Source organism: Paracoccus sp. UBA889, assembly GCA_002294185.1.
GTDB lineage: Bacteria > Pseudomonadota > Alphaproteobacteria > Rhodobacterales > Rhodobacteraceae > Paracoccus.
The window spans coordinates 1-1993 of sequence record DBFD01000010.1; the positions used below are offsets into that span (position 1 = coordinate 1).

A 1993-nucleotide genomic window follows, 5' to 3' on the forward strand; every position below is an offset into this window, starting at 1 on the left:
GTCATGCCATCGCCCGTGGTATCGTCATCGGTGCTGCTGTCCTCGCCCATGCCGTCGTCGGACGCATCGTCATCGCCATCCATGCCGTCAGCATCGGAATCGGTCGCAGCACCCGCGGAGGCTGCCGGAACATTCCTTGAATCGCCGGCCGAGGCTCCTTCGGGTTCGCGGCGCAGCTCTTCGCCATTCACCGAAACCAGGCTTCCATTGGCCACGCTGTAGACCAGCTCGATCGGCTGTCCATCGCGCTGCGCGGTGACGGTCATCATCGGTCCTTCGCGCAGGATGCGGACATCGGTAAAGCCCTGCGCAATCAGCGTCTCGGCAACGACCTGATCGTTTTCGACCTGGACAACCAGCGGATAAGGCGATTCCGTCACCGCTCCGACCGAGGATTCCGCATCTGCGGCGGCACCGGGAACAATGGCCGTGTTGCCATCTTCGGTCTCGATCCTGGTCGCGTCATGGGCCAGGGCGGTGGTGCCCATCAGGGCTGTCAGGGCAGCGATCTTGCCGCCCGCCATCATCATCTTCATGGTATTGCTCAGCATGTCTAACCTCCGTCATGCGGTATGGAGGCCAAACGCGCGGCGGAAGCCATGCGGTTCATCTGCCGCTGCGTCATGCGAAACGAAAGCGGTTTTCCGCCGACCGGCACCGAGGCCCTTTGAAGGGGACCGCAGGGGCGAGACGACGCCGGTGATCCCTTCGCCAGCGGATCATCGTCCCGTGGCGCCGATCAGGGAATCCTTGCGTGGCTGCGGCTGGATCGGGGAAAGATCAGGATCGAACAGATCCTCGATAAACAGGCTGAGCAATTGCGGCCTGCTGGTCACGCCGGCCTTGCGGTAGACCGAGGTGGTCTGAGCCTTGACCGTGCCTTCCGATGTACCGCGCAGGGCGGCGATCTCCGACACGGACAGTCCTTTCAGGGCGAAAAGCGCCACGTCCCGTTCAGCCGGGGTCAGATTCCATTCGCAGAACCGCTGCGCAGTCAGTTCCATGAAGGCGGTCGAGGCACGGCGAAGCTTGGCCTCGGCCGCATGCCGGCCGCGCAGGGTCATCACCAGCATCCGCGCGCCCAGCCCGATCCCACCAAGCAGTCCCGCCGCGGCGGCGATGTCCAGATATTCGGTATACTGCCAGGAAAGAGGTTCGAAATAGATCCCCGCCACCGACAGCACCATGTCGCGCACCAGATAGGCGGCCGAGACAGTCTGCAACATGAGAATGACGATCAGAGGAATGTGCTTCAGCATCGGCGAACCCGGTCGACCGCGGACCTATCCATCGTCCGAGCCCTCACCGCCTTCGGAATTGCCTTCCGACCGATCGCCTGATTGGTCACCGGAGTTGTCGTGCCCGTTGTCGCCGGTCTCGTCACTTCCCTCTGCGGTGGGTTGCTTTCCATCGGAACCCTCTTCGCCGTAGTGACCGATCGCTATGCCCGGCCGCGAGCGATCGCTTGCCGTCGACGGATCCGGGCCGTCGAACTGGCGGGGGCGCCGCAACAGGTCGCGCAGAATCGCACCGTTTCGCGGGTCGATCACGATTTCCCGGTCGAAGCGATCTTTTCTTGCCGTAATGACCAGCTTGCCCAGAAGTGTCCGGCGTGCCGTCACGTTGCGATAGCCCTGCGACAGAAGTTGCCTCGTCACCTGAGACGAGATGTCCGAAGGTTGATTTTCCGTCTGGGTCGTGGGCGCAGGCGCCACCTGCGTCGCGGTTTGTGCGAATGCGGATGTTCCGGCAATCGTCGCGGTCACCAGCGCGAAAAAGAGTCCAAGACGGGCGTCTGATATCGTCACGGTTCTTTCCGGATCCAGACAGGAGGACGGGCGCGATCGCGCCCGTCACCTGGGGTTTGCAAGCACCCGATTTGCGGGATTCCGCGCTCGGCGGGTTTTCGGATTATCGGGCGAAGGCCGGCGGCAATCAATCCTGTTGCTCACCATCGGCATGGTTGTCGGAGCCACCCGGGCCATCATCCGCC

General features: G+C 63.0%; 3 protein-coding genes. All 3 read right to left on the reverse strand.

Annotation, left to right across the window (positions count from 1 at the left end; all coding sequences use genetic code 11):
• Positions 1-551: hypothetical protein (locus B4L36_RS01115; RefSeq protein ID WP_292951033.1), on the reverse strand; the 551-nt coding region annotated here is incomplete at its 3' end.
• Positions 552-719: 168 nt separating this feature from the next.
• A complete protein-coding gene (locus tag B4L36_RS01120) occupies positions 720-1259 on the reverse strand; it encodes a helix-turn-helix transcriptional regulator (protein ID WP_292951035.1) in 540 nt (179 codons plus the stop codon).
• Between the two features lie 24 nt (positions 1260-1283).
• Positions 1284-1766: a hypothetical protein gene (locus B4L36_RS01125; RefSeq protein ID WP_292951037.1), complete on the reverse strand. Its 483-nt coding sequence runs from the start codon at positions 1764-1766 to the stop codon at positions 1284-1286.
• Positions 1767-1993: the final 227 nt, after the last annotated feature.

What these genes read in the sequence shown, in the direction of transcription:
- B4L36_RS01120 (WP_292951035.1), bottom strand. Translation starts at nt 1,259, where the DNA reads ATGCTGAAGCACATTCCTCTGATCGTCATTCTCATGTTGCAGACTGTC.